This window comes from Nocardia sp. NPDC004168 (assembly GCF_040610355.1).
GTDB lineage: Bacteria > Actinomycetota > Actinomycetes > Mycobacteriales > Mycobacteriaceae > Nocardia > Nocardia sichangensis.
In genome coordinates this window covers 26876-43185 of the sequence record NZ_JBEXME010000012.1, presented here as the reverse complement: position 1 = coordinate 43185, position 16310 = coordinate 26876, and the positions used below count along the sequence as shown (strand labels likewise).

The window sequence follows — 16310 nt, the reverse complement described above, 5'->3', positions numbered from 1 at the left end:
AAAGCTCAGTGGCCCATGTAGGGAAGCATGTTACCGACTCGGCGGCATCGATCCTTCGGTGCTCTGGATGATCCTGGCGAGCATGGCCCGATCGATGTTCGAACCGCGCAGCGCGACGCTGGCGACGTTCGCGTCTCGCATGGTGGCGAGGAGTTCGAGTTCCCGGTCGATCGCGTCCGCCGCGGGTCCGCGGGTGAGCAGATAGTCGGCCGCCACGCCGAAACTGCGCGCCACCGCCGCGAGGATCTCGACATCCGCTGTGGCGCCCGCGTTCCGGTCGTCGAACTCGCCGTCGCGCAGGCGCTCCAGGTAACCGGGCGGCACCGTGCGACCGAGGAATTCGCCGATCTGCTCGGCGACGGATTCGGTGCTGCGTTCCGGTGCGTTGCGCGGGTGCACGACGGAGAACAGCCGATTGATCTTGTGGCTGAGGGTCAGCTCCGGGCGATTCGATCCGTGGTCGGTCATGGCTGCCTCGTCACTCGCCGTTTCGAACCGCTGTCGTGGCCAGGTTGGCCGCCAGCCAGCGTGCGCGGAATCGGGCTTCGGTCGCTGCATCGATATCCTCCGATCGACCGGCCAGCCAGCGGCGGTACCGGCGTTCCTGTAGCTCGTCGGGGTCGCTGGACTCCGCGGGGACCGCGAGCAAGTGCGCGAAGGCCATTTCCACCAGCGGATGCAACTGCTTGCCCGGTCCACCGTTGCGTTCGAGCATGGCGGTCGCGTATCGCGCCGACAGCTTGGAGACCACCCGGTTGAGTTCCGCGATCGCGGCGACCACCTGCGGGTCGGTGGTGCGGCCGTGCTCGACGGCGTCGTTGAGACTGCCCGATGCCGCGAGAAGGCCGGTCAGGTCGGAGATTTCGAAGCGGATCGCGTCCGGCCCCGCCACCACCGAGTCGCCCGCGCCGCGCGCGGAGTTCGCGGGTTCGTCGGCGGCGGGTACGCCGCCCGCGTAGGTGCGTGCGGCACTGCCCGGCAGCCATCGCAGCGGCGCGTCGAGCTTGTTCAGCGTCTGCATGCTGATGGTCGCTTCGCCGTCCTCGATCTTCCTGATGGTCGGCGCCGAAGGTCCCCCGAGGTCGCCGATCTGTAGCTGGGTGAGGCCGAGCTCGTCCCGGCGTTCTTTGATGATTCGCCCGAATCTCTTCTGCCGCGACAGCTCCGAAGGGCTATGCATAGTGCGTTCATGGTAAGCCGATGGGAGGCTCAAGGCAAACAAATAGAAACTATTTGGAAAGTTAGTCGAAAGTTTGTTACGGTTCTTTGCGTCGGATGACGGAGTGCATGCGACGGTTCCGGGACGGGCAGGGGCGTTCGCCGGGACGGGCGTCTCGGTCCGTCGCGCAACGGCGCGCGGCGGACCGGTTCAGCGGCGGTGGAGGGGATCGTCGCTGCGTCGGGGTTCACCGTCGGCGAAGGGGGTCGACGGTGAACTTACTTTGAAGTAAGTTTGGTGGTCCCAGGCTTTCGAAAGGAAATCGCATGGCCACCAGAGCTGCTCGCCGTGCTGTGATCGTGTCCGGTGCGCGCACGCCGTTCCTGCGTGCGTTCACCGGATACACCCGGATGGACTCCATCGCGCTGGCCGATGCCGCGGTCCGTGGACTGCTGGAGCGCACCGGGCTGCCCGGTGCGGAAGTGGAGGCGATCGTGTGGGGCGGGGTCATCCTGCCCAGCGCGGCGCCGAACATCGCCCGCGAAGTCGCGTTGGACCTGGCGCTGGACCCGGGCTGTGAGGGCTACACCGTGACCAGGGCCTGCGCCTCCGGTCTGCAGGCGGTCACGTCGGCGGCGGCCGCGATCGAGCGGGGCGAATACGACGTCATGATCGCGGGCGGCAGCGATTCCACCTCCAACGCCGAGGTCAAGCTGCCGCAAAAGGTCGTGCACGCGGCGGCGCCGCTGGCGCTGGGCAAGCCGAAGCCGAAGGACTACTTGTCCGCGGTCGCGCGCTTGGCGCCGTTCACCGACCTGCTACCGAGCAGGCCCAAGATCGCCGAGCGCACCACCGGCGAGGTGATGGGCGAGTCGGCCGAGAAGATGGCTCGTATCCACGGCGTGAGCCGCGCGGACCAGGACGAGTTCGCCGCCCGCTCGCATCACCGCGCGGCGGCCGCCATCGACTCCGGCCGGTTCGATGACGAGGTGCTGCGGATCCGCACGCCCGAAGACGCGGAGATCCGGCGCGACGGTCTGGTGCGCGGCGACACCAGCGTCGCGAAACTGGCCGCGCTGAAACCGGTTTTCGCCGCCGACGGCAGCGTGACCGCTGGCAACGCCAGCCCGCTCACCGACGGTGCCGCCGCGGTGCTGCTGATGAGCGAAGAGAAAGCGCACGCCCTCGGATATCGGCCGCTGGCGGCGTTCCGGTCGTGGAGCTACGTGAGCGTCGACCCGGCCGATCAGGTGCTAATCGGGCCGGCCATCTCGATGCCACGCGCGCTGGAGAACGCCGGAATGTCCTTGGCCGACGTCGATCTCGTGGATATCCACGAGGCCTTCGCCGCCCAGACCTTGGCGGTGCTTACCGCACTGGCCAGCGACGAATGGGCCAAGACCAGGCTGGATCGCGATACCGCCGTCGGCGAGGTGGACGTCGACAAGCTGAACGTGCACGGCGGCTCGATCTCGCTCGGTCACCCGTTCGGCGCCACCGGGGCGCGCATGGTGACCACCATGGCCAACGAACTGACTCGCACGGGCAAGAACGCGGCCCTGCTCGGTATCTGCGCCGCGGGCGGCATCGGCGCATCGGCGGTGCTCGAACGCGTCTGAGGCGACGTATGAGTGGCCCTGCCGGAGCCTCTCTCAGGTCTTGCCTGTGAAGCCCCGGCGCTTGCGCCCCTCGTCCGCGAGGATGCGCAGACAGGTCTGGTGCTTGGTCTCGCCGGGGACGCCTTCTCGACGCAGGCGCAACGTCGCCTGTGCCAGATCGATGCCCAGCTCGCTGGACAGCCGAACAGCATCGACATTGGCCATTGCACAAACCTCCTGGAACCGACGAAAACCACGATGAAGCGCACTGCGTAAGTGACAGTTTCGCCCTTGTCGTACCCAGTGGGGATCCGATTGAAGCATGAACGATCCGCACATTTGGGTAACGATGCGCGGAAGGTCAGCCCCGATAGGTCTCGCGGTGCACCGCGTCCGTGAGGGGTCTGCCCGCGCGCCAGCCGAAGCGCTCCAGATCGGGAATGCGCTGGAACTCGCGCACCGGCCCGACGCACAGCCAGGCGACCGTGCGGACGCCCTCCGGGAGGCCGATCAGATCGGACAGGAAACCGGGATCGTAGAACGACACCCACCCCACGCCGATGCCTTCGGCGGTGGCGGCCAGCCAAAGGTTCTGGATGGCGAGAACCGCGGAGTAGACACCGGTTTCGGGCACCGTGGCCCGGCCGAGCACCTGCGGCCCGCCGCGATCGTGGTCGTAGCAGACCACGATCCCGGTACCGCTCTCCGAAATGCCCTCGATCTTGATCGGCTCGAAGGTGGCGGCGCGCTCGGGTGGCAGCGCGTCGCGGAACTCGATGCGCTTCTGTGCCACGTGTTCGGCGAACTCGCGCAGCGTCGCCGGCTCGCGGACCACCACGAAATCCCAGGGCTGCGAATTCCCGACGCTCGGCGCCCGGTGCGCGGCATCCAGCAGCCGCCACAGTGTCGCATCGTCGACGAGTTCGCCGGTGAACTCCGCGCGTACGTCACGACGGCGCCGGATGGCCTCGTAGACGCTCAGAACTTCAGCATGCACCGCCCGAGTCAATCAAACCCGGCGAACTCGCCGCACACGGCGTTGGCTCCTGCGTCGCCGACCGACCGCGGCGTGGCGGGAGTGGAAGTCAGCCTGCCGCGGACACGCGGCGCCGGGCCAGCCGCCGCCGTCCCCCGGCGAGCGCGGTGCGCAGACCGCGGCGGCGGCCCGTCACCGGATCGATGGAGGCGGCGGTGTGGCCCCCGAACTTGCGTTCCGAGGCGGTCTCGGGCGCATCGTCGGCGGTGGCCCGCAGGTACTTGTTCGGCAACGCCAGTTTGAGGATGGTGCGCCACGCCTTGAAGTACTGCACCGGCAGCGAGCCGGTGGTGTAGGGCAGGTCGTACTTGTCGGCCAGCTCGCGCACCCGCACGGCGATGTCGGCGTACCGGTTGCTCGGCAGATCGGGGAACAGGTGGTGTTCGATCTGGTGACTCAGATTGCCGGTCATGAAGTGCATGACCGGGCCGCCGGAGATGTTGGCGCTGCCGAGCATCTGGCGCAGGTACCACTGGCCGTGCGTTTCGCCGTCGATATCGGCCTTGGTGAACTTCTCCGCCCCGTCGGGGAAGTGCCCGCAGAAGATCACCGCGTTGGACCAGACGTTTCGGATCGCGTTCGCGGCCAGGTTGGCCGTCAGCGTGGAGAAGAACGCGGGACCGGTGAGGGCAGGGAAGACCACGTAGTCCTTGAGGACCTGCTTGCCCATCTTGGTGAGCGCCTCGTCGCGCTTGCGCTCGAACTCGGCCCGTTCGGGGGAGCCGGGCTTGTACCGGCCCGCCACCAGTTTGCCCAGCTCCAGGTGCTGGATGGCGACGCCGTACTCGAAGAACAGCTGCAACAGCAGGTTGTAGACCGGGTTGCCCAGGTTGAACGGCTTCCAGCGCTGGTCGCGGGTCACCCGCAGTAGGCCGTAGCCGATGTCGTCGTCCATGCCGAGCACGTTGGTGTACTTGTGATGCAGGTAGTTGTGGGTGTGCTTCCAGTGCTTGGCCGCGCCGGTGTTGTCCCACTCCCACGAGCTGGAGTGGATCTCCGGATCGTTCATCCAGTCCCACTGCCCGTGCATGACGTTGTGCCCGATCTCCATGTTCTCGATGATCTTGGCGGTGCCGAGCAGTGCGACGCCTGCCAGCCACGCGGGGCGCTTCGGGCTCGCGAAGAGCACCGCACGGCCGCCGATCTCGAGAACGCGCTGCAACCGGATGACGTTGCGGATGTACTTCGCGTCGCGTGCGCCGCGCGAGGCTTCGATTTCCCGCCGGATCGCGTCGAATTCCGCGCCGAGTGCTTCCACGTCGGCCTCGGTGAGGTGCGCGTATTCCTTGACATCCGAGATCGCCATGCGGGTTACTTTACCGTAAGTTACGAAACCGTAGGTTGCGAGGTGCGCCGCACGGATGTGTCAAATACCTTATTGCGATCCCGGCTGTCGAATGGTAGGTTAGCGCGCCCTGCCCGGAAAGCGAAAACGCCTGTCCCGCTTCGCTTTTTCGCGCAGCGCCGCTTGTTCATGACGGGCCCGTTCCTGGAACGCGAGCTTGGCCTCGCGCAGCACCTGCCGCTCGTGTTCGGCCTTCTCCTGTAGGGCCGCCTTGGCCTCGCGGAGCATCTCCTTCTCCTGCCGCGCCTTCTCGCGCAGCGCGATCTTCGCCTCGTGCAGCGCCGAACGCAGGCCGCGCCGCTCACCGGTCTCCGGATCGACGCGCAGCCAGTGCGTGGACTCCGCGCCGAGCGACGGCAGCGTGATACCGGCGAACTTGCGCTCGGAGGAGGTCTCCGGCGCGTTGTCGGCGGTGGCCTTGAGGAACCGGTCCGGCAGGGCCAGCTTGTGGATCGTGCGGAAGGCCAGCAGATACTGCTTGCCCAGCGATCCGGTGGTGTAGGGCAGGTCGTACTTGTCGCACAGCTCGCGCACCCGTACCGCGATCTCCTGATACCGGTTGCTCGGCAGGTCGGGGAACAGATGGTGCTCGATCTGGTAGCAGAGGTTGCCGCTCATGAACGCCATGGCGGGCCCCGCTTCGAAGTTCGCGCTGCCGAGCATCTGGCGCAGATACCACTCGCCGCTGGTCTCGTTCTCCAGCTGTTCGACGGTGAACTTCTCCGCGCCGTCGGGGAAGTGCCCGCAGAAGATCACCGCGTACGCCCACAGATTGCGCACCAGGTTCGCCATCGCGTTGGCCTTCAGCGTGTGCTTGAACGCCGGACCCGTCAGCGCGGGATGGATGAGGTAGTCCTTGGCCACCTGACGGCAGATCTTGCGGGCGAACTCCACGTTCGGACCGGAGGCGACCTCCCAGCGCGGGGTGTCCGACAGCTCCTTGTCGATGCTCCAGTCGTGCAGCGCGATGCCCCACTCGAAGGTCGCGGCGAGCAGCAAGTTCGCCAGCGGCTGCACCAGATGGATCGGCCGCCACTGCTCGTCCCGGGTCATCCGGAGGATGCCGAAACCGAGGTCCTCGTCCTTGCCCAGCACATTCGTGTAGGTGTGGTGGGAGTAGTTGTGCGCCCGGCGCCACTGCGCGGAGGGGCCGGTCATGTCCCACTCCCACGAACTGGAGTGGATCTCCGGGTCGTTCATCCAGTCCCATTGCCCGTGGCTGACGTTGTGCCCGAGCTCCATGTTCTCGATGATCTTGGCCACCGACAGCATCGCGGTGCCTGCCAGCCAGGCCCAGCGGTTGCGGCTGCCGAACAGCACCACCCGGGCGGCTACCTCGAGACCGCGTTGCGCCGCGATCGTGCGCCGGATGTACTTCGCGTCGCGCTCGCCGCGCGACAGCTCCACCGAACGCCGGATGGAATCGAGTTCCTGCCCCAGTGTCTCGATATCGGCCGCCGTGAGATGCGCGAACGTCTTGATGTCGGTGATGGCCACCGGGGTCCTTTCCCTACTCGATACACCTCGAGGGTACCTGCCGGACTAGACGTCCAGGGTGCAGTCGCCCGCCGCCGCCGAGATGCAGGTCTGCACCTTGTCGCCTTCGCGGCGCTCCTCACCGTTGCGCAGGTCGCGCGCGTGTCCGGAACTCAAGGTGACCACGCAGGTCTGGCAGATGCCCATCCGGCAGCCGAACGGCATCTGAACACCGGCGGACTCACCGGCCTCGAGCAGGCTGGTCGCGCCGTCGGCCGCGACGCTGCGACCGGTCTTGCCGAAGGTGACCGTGCCGCCCGCACCGACCGCGGAGCGTTCGATCTCGAAGCGCTCCACGTGCAGCCGGTCCGACAGCCCCGCGTCGCGCCAGTGGTTCTCGATCTCGTCGAGCATTCCGGCCGGGCCGCACGCCCAGGTCTGGCGTTCGCGCCAGTCGGGAATCTCGGTGTCGAGATCGGCGAGGGCGAATTTGCCCCGCTCGGCGGTGAGATGCAGGCGGGTGTCGAAGCCGGGATTGCGGTCGCGCAGCGCGCCCAGCTCCGCGCCGAACATCACGTCGTCGGAAGTGCGCGCGGAGTGCAGGTGCACCACGTCGGTGAACACCTCGCGGCGGTCCATCGCGCGCAGCATGGCGATCACCGGCGTGACGCCGCTGCCCGCGGTGAGGAACAGCACCTTCTCCGGCGGCGGGGACGGCAGTACGAAACCGCCCTGCGGGGCGGCGAGCCGGACGACGGTGCCGACCGGCACGCCGCTGACCAGGTGGCTGGACAGGAAGCCTTCCGGCATCGCCTTCACGGCGATGGAGATCAGCCGCTTGCCGCCGTGGCCGGGGTCGGACCAATTCGGCGGACAGGTCAGCGAATATGAGCGCCAATGCCAGCGGCCGTCCACCAGGATGCCGATGCCGATGTACTGGCCGGGCTGGTATTTGAAGTCGAAGCCCCATCCCGGCTGGATCACCAGCGTCGCGGAATCGGCGGTCTCCTTGCGTACCTCGACGATGCGTCCCCGCAGCTCGCGAGCCGACCACAGCGGGTTGGCCAGGTGCAGGTAGTCGTCGGGCAGCAGCGGTGTGGTCACGCGCGCAAAGGCTCCGCGCAGCACGTTCAGCTTGCCGCCGCGCTCGGCGACGCTCGCGGCGGGCGCCTCCAGCCACGCACGGACGCTTCGCACGGAGCTCCCAATTTTCGAACCCATCGCTGCCGTTGGTCTCCCTGTCGTCGGATGCGCGGGCCGCCGTCTCGCCGATCGGAGGCCTCGCCAGCAAGGTTACGGCATCGTAGGTTACGGCGGCAGGTCAGTGGGGCGCCCGCCGCGGCGATTCAGAGGAGCTCGAGCAGAAACGGCAGCTCTTGGGCCGCGTACCAGGCCAATTGATGGTCCTCGGCGTCGCCGAGGACGAACTCGGCGTCGGTGTCGCCGAGATCGGCCGCGTCCACCACGTCGACGGCCTTGGCAACCTGTGGTTCGGCGTCGGCCAGGTCGACGTGCACCGAGGCGATCTGCTGGTAGCCGATCGGGCCCGCCAGCCGGACCACCGCGTCGTCGAGGTCGGGCCGCAGCTTCGCGCCGGTCACGTCGGCGGCGATCACCGCACGGCGGTAAACCGGGTTACCGCCCGCCGCCGGCGCGGCCTCGTCGTCGGAGTCCTCCGATCCGATCGCCTCGCGTTCGGCGGCCAGCAGTCGCAGCGAGGCGCGCGCGGCCTCGTTCATGGCGACTTCGCCGAGTTCCTCGTCGTCGCCGGAGGCGTAGGCCTCGCGCAGCGCGGGCGTCACCGCGAACGCGGTCCCGCCGACGGGGGCCAGCTCACGGTTGCCGACCAGATCGCGCAGCATCGGCACCGTGGCCGGGATGTAGACCCGCAGCTTCTTCTGATCAGACGCAGGCACCGAGCATCTCCTCCATGGAATCGCGCACCGCCGTGGCGAGCACGCCGATGTCGGCCATCGCGTCGCGGTCGGCGTTGAGACCGTAGAAGACACGCCCGTCGTAGGACGTGATCCCGATACTCGACGCCTGATTGCGCAGCAGTGGCGACACCGGGTACATCTCCAGCATCCGCGCGCCGCCGATGTACATCGGCGCCTGCGGACCCGGCGCGTTGGTGATCACCAGATTGAACGTGTGTTCTGCGAACGTACTCGCCGCTCGCACACTCATCGCATGCAGGCTGGCCGGAGCGAAACCGGCCAGGTGCACGAGCGTACGCGCGCGGACGCCGCGCCGCTGACGACCGTTGAGTTCGGAGGCGTGCGCGATGTGCGACAACCGCATCACCGGGTTCGGTTCGCCCACCGGCAGATCGATCAGGAACGACGACACCTCGCTCGCCGAGTGCGTCTGGTCGCCCTCGTTTCCCTCGACGTACACCGACATCGGCACCACAGCTCGCAGCGTGGTGGACTCGGTGAGCGCTTCCCCGCGCGACAGCAGCCAGTTGCGCAGAGCGCCGGTGACCACGGCGAGGATGGCGTCGTTGGTCGAGCAGCCGAACCGCTTGCGGATCGTCCGGTAATCCGCCAGGTCGGTGCGCACCACGTCGAAGCGCCGGTTTCGCGAGGTACGCGTGTTCAGGGGGCTGGCGGGCGCACCGGTCGCCGCGGTGCGCACGGCGGCGACCACCGACTCGACCGCCTTGCCCGCCGTCCCGACCACTGCGAACGCGCCCGCGCTCGCCTCCCGGGCGACCTCGAGGGCTTTGCGCGGCTGTGCGGCGAGGTGTGCGAGCGCGCCGACCAGCAGTTCCATCTCACCGGGTTCGCGCGGCGCGATCCAGTCGTCGCAGGCCAGTTCGCGGGGAGCGGGCCCCGCGTCGAGGATCACATGGCCGATCTCGAGCGCGGTGTCCCCGTCCACCAGAGCGGAATGCGTCTTGGTGAAGATGGCGCAGCGGCCGTCGGACAGCCGTTCGATCAGGTACATCTCCCACAGCGGCCGGGCCGGGTCCAAGGGGTGGGAGACGAGGCGGGCGACCAGGTCGTGCAGCTGTTCGTCGGTGCCGGGACCGGGCAGCGCCGAACGCCTGATGTGGTAGGTGATGTCGAAACGGCTGTCCTCGACCCAGACCGGCCGCCCCAGCGACAGCGGGATCTCCCGCACTTTGCGCCGGTATCTCGGTACCAGCGAGAGCCTGCTCTCGACGAGATCGACCAACCGGTCGTAGTCCAGGATCGGCGCGCCCGAGCTGTCGCCGGGATCGGTGTTCCGCACGATCGCGAGAGAGCCGATATGGATCGGATTGCTGCTCGACTCGAGCCGGTAGAAGGCCGTGTCTTGCGGCGTCAGTCTCGTGATCACGCTGCCCGGTACTCCTTTTCCCGATGCCGCCCCCGCTTCATTGTGCTGCCGCATCAACCGTTGGCCCGGCCGTTGTGGCATTTCTGATGAATTCCGTACACGTTTTCCCGCGCCGGGGGCCCATGACACGCTGGTCGACTCGAGTTCTGCGAACCGATTCGATCACAGGGCGGACCGGAATGCGTGGCCGAACCGTCCGGGTGGCCCGCCGGGCACCTTTTCCAGCGGGGCGCGACCACTTCGCGGCAGGTCCACGCAGCGCCGCAGGCGCTGCACATCCAACAGACCATTACCATGGGGCATGCAGCGGATTCCGCGCAACCGCGTGGGCCGCACCGGCCCGGGGGCCGACGACACGATTTGACACACCGACCAGAGGACTGACGAGACCCGTGCCTGCGCTGACACTGACGAGGTTGCTACGGATTGGTGAGGGTCGCATTGTCAAGCGGCTCTCGCATTTCGCCGACCAGGTCCTCGCCCTCGAACCGGAGTACGAGGACCTCAGCGACCTGGAGCTACGGGCCAAAACCGACGAGTTCCGCGAGCGGTACGCCGAGATGGTCGAGGACGGCGAGACCGATCCGCTCGGCCAGCTGATGGCCGATGCGTTCGCCGTCGCGCGGGAGGCGTCCTGGCGGGTGCTCAGCCAGAAGCACTACAAGGTGCAGATCATGGGCGGCGCCGCGCTGCACACCGGCAACATCGCCGAGATGAAGACCGGTGAGGGCAAGACCCTCACCTGTGTGCTGCCCGCCTACCTGAACGCGCTCAGCGGCGACGGCGTGCACGTCGTCACGGTGAACGACTACCTGGCCAAGCGCGACGCGGAGTGGATGGGCCGCGTGCACCGCTTCCTCGGCCTCGAGGTCGGCGTGATCCTGTCCGGCATGAGCCCCGCGCAGCGGCGGGTGGCCTACAACGCCGACATCACCTACGGCACGAACAACGAGTTCGGCTTCGACTACCTGCGCGACAACATGACGCACTCGCTCGACGACCTGGTGCAGCGCGGGCACAACTTCGCCATCGTCGACGAGGTCGACTCCATCCTCATCGACGAGGCGCGCACCCCGCTGATCATCTCCGGGCCCGCCGACGCCTCGTCGAAGTGGTACGCCGAGTTCGCGCGGATCGCGCCGCTGCTGAAGAAGGACCTGCACTACGAGGTCGACATCAAGAAGCGCACGATCGGCGTGCACGAGGCCGGCGTCGAGTTCGTCGAGGACCAGCTCGGCATCGACAACCTCTACGAGGCCGCCAACTCGCCGCTGGTGAGCTACCTGAACAACGCCGTCAAGGCCAAGGAGCTCTACACCCGCGACAAGGACTACATCGTCCGCGACGGCGAGGTGATCATCGTCGACGAGTTCACCGGCCGCATCCTGGTCGGCCGCCGCTACAACGAGGGCATGCACCAGGCGATCGAGGCCAAGGAAGGGGTGGAGATCCAGCCGGAGAACCAGACCCTGGCCACCATCACCCTGCAGAACTATTTCCGCCTCTACGACAAGTTGTCCGGCATGACCGGTACCGCCGAGACCGAGGCCGCCGAGCTGCACCAGATCTACAGCCTCGGCGTGGTGCCCATCCCGACCAACAAGCCGATGATCCGCGCCGACCAGTCCGATCTGATCTACAAGACGGAAGAGGCGAAGTTCTCCGCCGTGGTCGACGACGTCACCGAGCGGCATGAGAACGGCCAGCCGGTGCTGATCGGCACCACCAGCGTCGAGCGCTCGGAGTACCTGTCCAAGCAGTTCACCAAGCGCGGCATTCCGCACAACGTGCTGAACGCGAAGTTCCACGAGAAGGAAGCGGAGATCATCGCCGAGGCGGGTCGGCCGGGCGCGGTGACCGTCGCGACGAACATGGCAGGCCGCGGTACCGACATCGTGCTCGGCGGCAACCCGGACATCATCGCCGACATCCTGCTGCGCAAGCAGGGGCTGGACCCGGTCGAGACGCCGGAGGACTACGAGCGCGCCTGGCTGCCCACCCTGGACCAGGTCAAGGCCCAGACCGCCGAGGACGCCGAGTTGGTGCGCGAGGCGGGCGGCCTCTATGTGCTGGGCACCGAGCGGCACGAGTCGCGCCGCATCGACAACCAGCTGCGCGGCCGCTCCGGCCGACAGGGCGACCCGGGGGAGTCCCGCTTCTACCTGTCGCTGGGCGACGAGCTGATGCGCCGATTCAACGGCGCCGCGCTGGAAGCGATCATGACGCGGCTGAACCTGCCCGACGACGTGCCGATCGAGGCGAAGATGGTCTCCAAGGCCATCAAGAGCGCGCAGACGCAGGTCGAGCAGCAGAACTTCGAGATCCGCAAGAACGTGCTCAAGTACGACGAGGTGATGAACCAGCAGCGCACCGTCATCTACGGCGAGCGCGATCGGATCTTGCGCGGCGAGGACATGGAGGGCCAGGTCCAGAGCATGATCACCGATGTGATCACCGCCTACGTGGACGGCGCCACCGCCGAGGGCTATGTCGAGGACTGGGATCTGGAGAAGCTGTGGACGGCGCTGAAGACGCTGTACCCGGTGAGCCTGGACTACCGGGACCTGACCGGCGAGACCGAGGTCGGCGAGGCGGGCGAGCTCACGCGCGAGGAGTTGCTCGAGGCGCTGCTGGACGACGCGCACGACGCCTACGAGCGCCGCGAGGCCGAGATCGACGGTCTGGCGGGCGAGGGCAGCATGCGCAATCTGGAACGGCAGGTGCTGCTGTCGGTGCTCGACCGCAAGTGGCGTGAGCATCTCTACGAGATGGACTACCTCAAGGAGGGCATCGGTCTGCGGGCCATGGCGCAGCGCGACCCGTTGGTGGAGTACCAGCGCGAGGGCTTCGACATGTTCACCGCGATGCTCGACGGCCTGAAGGAGGAGTCGGTCGGCTTCCTGTTCAACCTGCAGGTCGAGGTGCAGCAGCCGCAGCCGGAGGGCGTCGCCGTCGGCCAGGGTCTTCGTTCGCCGGTCGGAGCGATGACCGCCCCGCGCCCGCTGCCCACCGAGGAGGCTCAGGTCGCCAACGGCCACGCCGCACCGGCGGCCCTGCGCGCCAGGGGTATCGATGACACCGCCCCGCGCGGTTTCAGCTACTCCGGCCCCGACGAGGGCGGCCGCGCCGCCGTGCACAGCGACGCCGAGGAATACGGCGTGGACGGTGGGCCGCAGCCCACCCGTCGCGAGCGCCGCGAGGCGGCCCGCGCGGAGGCGAAGGGCCGCCGCGGCCCGAAGTCGCGCCGCCGTCACTGATCCGCTGAATCACGAAGGCGCTCAGGGTTTTCCTGGGCGCCTTCGTTGTTTTCCGTATGCCGAAGCGTCTTCGCAAGGGGGATTTTACCGTCGTGTCTGCGCGTGTCCGGCGAGAGAAAGTTGTGTGCTACATCGTTCGGGGCGAGAAGTTGCTGGTGTTCCGCCACACCGAGTTCTCTTGGGAGGAAGTCGGGATTCAGGTTCCCGCGGGCAGCATCCAGGCGGGCGAGTCTCCGGCAGACGCTGCCCTCCGGGAAGCGTGTGAGGAGACGGGGCTGACCGAGTTCACGGTGGTCCGCGAACTCGGTAGAGACCAATTCGACGTCCGCCCAAATCGTTTCGAGACGCACCGGCGTCACTTCTTCCAGCTCGCATTACACCGAACCACACCCGAACGGTGGGCGAGTCAGGAGGACCACGACGGCCTGGCCCCGCCGACGAAGTTGGAGTGCTTCTGGATTCCGCTGACCGCCGCGCATGTGCTGCAAAGTGGGCAGAGCGCGATGATCGGTCGGCTTTTCGACTGAGTCTCGGACGGCCGAGGCGATTACCAGGGATCGTTGGAATTCAGGGCGACCAGCAGGCGGCGGATGGCGGCCACCCGGTGTTCCTTGCCCGGCAATTGGTCCAGCGCGCATTCGGGATCGGCGGGCGGACCGAGATGGGTGCAGCCCCGCGGACAGTCCTCGATGGCGTCGGCGAGGTCGGTGAAGGCGGCGATGACGTCGTCCGGCGTGATGTGCGCCAGACCGAACGACCGCACGCCCGGCGTGTCGATGACCCAGCCGCCGCCGGGTAGCGGGAGCGCGACCGATTGGGTGGAGGTGTGCTTGCCCTTGCCCACCCCGGATACCTCGCCCACGGCCCGCTCCGCCTCCGGCACAAGGCGATTCACCAGCGTGGACTTGCCCACGCCGGAGTGGCCGATCAGCGCGGTGAGGTGATCGGTGAGCAGATCGAGTACCGGATCGAGCGGATCGTCGATGCCGCCGTAGACGATGGTGAGGTCGAGATCGTCGAAAGCGGCGGCGAATTCGGAATCGGCCGCCAGATCGTGTTTGGTCAAGCACAGAACCGGTTGCAGCCCACCGGCGTACGCGGCGACCATGGCGCGTTCCACGAAGCCGGTGCGCGGAGGCGGGTCGGCGAGCGCGACCACGATGAACAGCCGCTCCGCGTTGCCGACCACGATGCGCTCGAACGGATCGGTGTCGTCGGCGGTGCGGCGCAGCACCGTCCGGCGGTCGGCGACCCGGACGATGCGCGCGAGGGTATCCGGTCGCCCGGACAGGTCGCCGACCACGTCCACCTGGTCGCCGACCACGATCGGAGTGCGGCCCAGTTCCCGGGCGCGCATCGCGACGATGCGGCGATCCGGATCGCCGCCGAGCACACATCCCCACCGGCCCCGGTCGACCGAGACCACCATGGCCGGCTCGGCGTCGCTGTGCTGCGGCCGGGTCTTGGTGCGGGGACGGGAGCTACGCCCCGGACGAACCCGGACATCGGATTCGTCGTAGCTGGCCGCGGATCGTCGTCCCCGGCTCAGTGCGCCGCTCCTTCGTCGGATAGCGCGGGCGCGAGCATCTGCTCCCACAAAGCGACGAAGTTCGGCAGCGTCTTGGCCGTGGTCCCGATGTCCTCGATCTCGACGCCGGGCACCCGGAGGCCGAGAATGGCTCCCGCCGTGGCCATCCGGTGATCGGCGTAGGAGTGCCACCTGCCGCCGTGCAGTTCGGTGGGCACGATCTCCAGTCCGTCCTCGGTCTCGGTCACCTTGCCGCCGAGGCGGTTGATCTCGGTGGACAGCGCGGCCAGCCGGTCGGTCTCGTGCCCGCGCAGATGGGAGATGCCGCGCAGCACGGACGGGGAGTCGGCCAGCGCGGCCAGCGCGGCGACGGTGGGCGTCAGCTCACCCACGTCGTGCAGGTCGATATCGATGCCTGCGAGCCGGTCGGGGCCGTGCACGGTGAGCACGCCGTCGAAGATCCGCGCTTCCGCGCCCATCCGCACGAGGATCTCGCGGATGACGTCGCCCGGCTGGGTGGTCAGCCGCGGCCAGTGCGGGATGCTGACCGTGCCGCCCGTGATCGCGGCCGCGGCCAGGAACGGGGTGGCGTTGGACAGGTCCGGCTCGATCTCCCAGTCCACGGCGCGGATCGGCCCGTGCTCCACGGTCCAGGTCTGCGCCTTGAAGCTGTCCGCGGGCGCCTGCACCCGCACGTCGGCGCGGCGCAGCATCTCCACGGTCATCTCGATGTGCGGCATCGAGGGCAGCGCCTTGCCGTCGTGGTGCACCACCAGGCCCTCGTCGAAGCGCGCGGCCGACAGCAGCAGGCCCGAGACGAACTGCGACGACCCGGACGCGTCGATCGTCACGGTGCCGCCGCGCAGCGCGCCCTTGCCGTGCACGGTAAACGGCAGTGCGTCGCCGTCGATATCGGCGCCGAGCGAGCGCAGCGCGTCCAGGATCGTGCGCAGCGGCCGGATCCTGGCCTGTTCGTCACCGTCGAACGCGACATCGCCCGACGCCAGGGCGGCGACCGGCGGCAGGAAGCGCATCACCGTGCCCGCGAGCCCGCAGTCGACCGTGCCGCCGCCCAACGGCGCCGGGGTGACGGTCAACGTGTCGCCCGCGCCCTCGATGTCCGCACCGAGCGCGCGCAGCGCGGCGATCATCAGGTTCGTGTCCCGGCTGCGCAGCGCACCGGTGATGGTGGACGGACCGTCGGCCAGTGCGGCCAGGATGAGCGCCCGGTTCGTGATCGATTTCGATCCGGGCAGGGTCACGGTCGCGTGTACGGGGACCTCGACATGGGGCGCTGGCCAGAAGTTCACTCATCCATCATCACACGGTGCTAGTTTTCCAGCGCCTGCGGCGCTGGGTGTTCGCGGCCCTGTTGTGGCTCGCGTGTGCGCGCCCGCCGCTTGCTCCTTCGTCGCGTACGCGGCGGCCGCGCACACGCGGGCCGGGCCGCGAACGGCGGATGCTCGGTCTCGCTTCGCTCGAAACCGGGAGTTGCGGTGCGCTGGGAGCGTAGGTGTCGGAGCTTGCTATCGAGTGCATGCCGTTTGTTGTGACCCGGCACCGGCTCAGTCCGACTGCCGCTTGTTC

General features: G+C 68.1%; 14 protein-coding genes. 3 read left to right on the top strand and 11 right to left on the bottom strand.

Going from position 1 to position 16310, the window contains the following annotated elements; all coding sequences use genetic code 11:
* Positions 1-30: 30 nt before the first annotated feature.
* A complete protein-coding gene (locus tag ABZW96_RS21750) occupies positions 31-468 on the bottom strand; it encodes a hypothetical protein (RefSeq protein WP_355077128.1) in 438 nt (145 codons plus the stop codon).
* A gap of 10 nt (positions 469-478) precedes the next feature.
* A complete protein-coding gene (locus ABZW96_RS21745) occupies positions 479-1180 on the bottom strand; it encodes a helix-turn-helix transcriptional regulator (RefSeq protein WP_355077127.1) in 702 nt (233 codons plus the stop codon).
* Positions 1181-1485: 305 nt separating this feature from the next.
* On the opposite strand from ABZW96_RS21745, the gene ABZW96_RS21740 reads away from it, so the two are divergent.
* Positions 1486-2778 carry an acetyl-CoA C-acyltransferase gene (locus ABZW96_RS21740; RefSeq protein WP_355077125.1) on the top strand — a complete coding sequence of 431 codons (1293 nt, stop codon included), beginning with the start codon at positions 1486-1488 and terminating at the stop codon, positions 2776-2778.
* Between the two features lie 33 nt (positions 2779-2811).
* On the opposite strand, the gene ABZW96_RS21735 is transcribed toward ABZW96_RS21740, so the two are convergent.
* The 7 genes from ABZW96_RS21735 to ABZW96_RS21705 form a co-directional block, all read right to left on the bottom strand.
* A complete protein-coding gene (locus ABZW96_RS21735; protein WP_355077123.1) occupies positions 2812-2982 on the bottom strand; it encodes a hypothetical protein in 171 nt (56 codons plus the stop codon).
* Positions 2983-3118: 136 nt separating this feature from the next.
* A complete protein-coding gene (gene bluB / locus ABZW96_RS21730) occupies positions 3119-3739 on the bottom strand; it encodes a 5,6-dimethylbenzimidazole synthase (RefSeq protein WP_355077372.1) in 621 nt (206 codons plus the stop codon).
* Positions 3740-3842: 103 nt separating this feature from the next.
* Positions 3843-5099, bottom strand: a complete 1257-nt coding sequence (locus ABZW96_RS21725) for a fatty acid desaturase (protein WP_355077121.1) — start codon at positions 5097-5099, stop codon at positions 3843-3845.
* Between the two features lie 99 nt (positions 5100-5198).
* Entirely contained in the window at positions 5199-6635 is a 1437-nt protein-coding gene (locus ABZW96_RS21720; RefSeq protein WP_355077119.1) for a fatty acid desaturase, read from the bottom strand.
* 45 nt (positions 6636-6680) lie between these two features.
* Positions 6681-7835, bottom strand: a complete 1155-nt coding sequence (locus ABZW96_RS21715; RefSeq protein WP_355077117.1) for a ferredoxin reductase — start codon at positions 7833-7835, stop codon at positions 6681-6683.
* Positions 7836-7960: 125 nt separating this feature from the next.
* Positions 7961-8476, bottom strand: coding sequence for a hypothetical protein (locus ABZW96_RS21710; protein WP_355077370.1), 516 nt, complete (start codon positions 8474-8476; stop codon positions 7961-7963).
* A gap of 40 nt (positions 8477-8516) precedes the next feature.
* The gene (locus ABZW96_RS21705) at positions 8517-9938 is read right to left on the bottom strand and encodes a wax ester/triacylglycerol synthase family O-acyltransferase (RefSeq protein WP_355077116.1); all 1422 of its coding nucleotides are present in this window, start codon (positions 9936-9938) and stop codon (positions 8517-8519) included.
* A 392-nt stretch (positions 9939-10330) separates the two neighbouring features.
* Here ABZW96_RS21705 and secA point away from each other — a divergent pair, with 392 nt between their 5' ends.
* Positions 10331-13195, top strand: a complete 2865-nt coding sequence (gene secA, locus ABZW96_RS21700) for a preprotein translocase subunit SecA (RefSeq protein WP_355077114.1) — start codon at positions 10331-10333, stop codon at positions 13193-13195.
* A 122-nt stretch (positions 13196-13317) separates the two neighbouring features.
* Positions 13318-13722 (top strand): NUDIX domain-containing protein, encoded by a 405-nt coding sequence (locus ABZW96_RS21695; RefSeq protein ID WP_355077112.1) that lies wholly within the window; start codon positions 13318-13320, stop codon positions 13720-13722.
* 20 nt (positions 13723-13742) lie between these two features.
* On the opposite strand, the gene rsgA is transcribed toward ABZW96_RS21695, so the two are convergent.
* Both rsgA and aroA read right to left on the bottom strand, forming a co-directional pair.
* Complete coding sequence (rsgA, locus tag ABZW96_RS21690; protein ID WP_355077368.1) at positions 13743-14744, bottom strand: ribosome small subunit-dependent GTPase A; 1002 nt, start codon at positions 14742-14744, stop codon at positions 13743-13745.
* Positions 14741-16033: a 3-phosphoshikimate 1-carboxyvinyltransferase gene (gene aroA / locus ABZW96_RS21685; RefSeq protein WP_355077110.1), complete on the bottom strand. Its 1293-nt coding sequence runs from the start codon at positions 16031-16033 to the stop codon at positions 14741-14743. Before aroA ends, rsgA begins: the two co-directional genes overlap by 4 nt.
* Between the last annotated feature and the right edge of the window lie 277 nt (positions 16034-16310).

Bases quoted from the DNA above. Each gene is read 5' to 3' on its own strand.
- ABZW96_RS21750 (WP_355077128.1), bottom strand. From the start codon at position 468: ATGACCGACCACGGATCGAATCGCCCGGAGCTGACCCTCAGCCACAAG.
- ABZW96_RS21745 (WP_355077127.1), bottom strand. From the start codon at position 1,180: ATGCATAGCCCTTCGGAGCTGTCGCGGCAGAAGAGATTCGGGCGAATC.
- ABZW96_RS21740 (WP_355077125.1), top strand. From the start codon at position 1,486: ATGGCCACCAGAGCTGCTCGCCGTGCTGTGATCGTGTCCGGTGCGCGC.
- ABZW96_RS21735 (WP_355077123.1), bottom strand. From the start codon at position 2,982: ATGGCCAATGTCGATGCTGTTCGGCTGTCCAGCGAGCTGGGCATCGAT.
- ABZW96_RS21725 (WP_355077121.1), bottom strand. From the start codon at position 5,099: ATGGCGATCTCGGATGTCAAGGAATACGCGCACCTCACCGAGGCCGAC.
- ABZW96_RS21715 (WP_355077117.1), bottom strand. From the start codon at position 7,835: ATGGGTTCGAAAATTGGGAGCTCCGTGCGAAGCGTCCGTGCGTGGCTG.
- ABZW96_RS21710 (WP_355077370.1), bottom strand. From the start codon at position 8,476: ATGCTGCGCGATCTGGTCGGCAACCGTGAGCTGGCCCCCGTCGGCGGG.